Origin of the sequence: Streptomyces sp. GbtcB6, from assembly GCF_019091475.1 — a bacterium.
In the GTDB taxonomy this organism is placed as follows: domain Bacteria; phylum Actinomycetota; class Actinomycetes; order Streptomycetales; family Streptomycetaceae; genus Streptomyces; species Streptomyces hyaluromycini.
The window spans coordinates 1-620 of sequence record NZ_JAGXJL010000184.1; the positions used below are offsets into that span (position 1 = coordinate 1).

Annotated in this window: 1 protein-coding gene; it reads left to right on the plus strand. The window is 68.1% G+C overall.

Features of this window, described 5'->3' with window-relative positions; all coding sequences use genetic code 11:
• Positions 1-50: 50 nt before the first annotated feature.
• The coding region (locus KVT45_RS55100; protein WP_308311177.1) for a phosphopantetheine-binding protein at positions 51-620 on the plus strand (570 nt) is incomplete at its 3' end.

The window sequence follows — 620 nt, forward strand, 5'->3', positions numbered from 1 at the left end:
GGTGGCGGGTGGATGGGCAGTTGGAGTTTGTGGGGCGTGCGGATGAGCAGGTGAAGATCCGTGGGTTCCGGGTCGAGTTGGGCGAGGTCGAAGCTGTCCTTGCTGCTCACCCACAGGTCGAGCAGGCGGTGGCGCTGGTCCGGGACGGCCGTCTGGTCAGTTATGCCGTGGGTGACGCAGAGAGCGGTGAGCTGCGGGCGTTTGCTGCCACGCGTCTGCCGGACTACATGGTGCCGTCGGCGGTCGTCGTCCTCGACGCCTTCCCGCTGACGGTCAACGGCAAAGTGGACCGGGACGCGTTGCCGGTTCCGGACCTGGGTGCGGGTGGTTCGCGGGGGCCGATGACGCCGGCGGAGGAGGCGTTGTGCGGGTTGTTCGCGGAGGTGCTGGGGCTGGAGCGGGTTGGGGCGGAAGAGGGTTTCTTTGAGCTGGGTGGTGATTCGCTGCTGGTGATGCGGTTGATCGCGCGCATTCGGTCGGTGTTTGAGGTGTTGGTGGGTGTGCGTGAGGTGTTTGCGGAGCCGACGGTGGCCGGGGTGGCGCGGTTGGTGGAGGGTGCTGGGGTGTCGGCGGGTGTGGTGTTGGCGCGTCGGGAGCGTCCGGAGCGGGTGCCGTTGTCC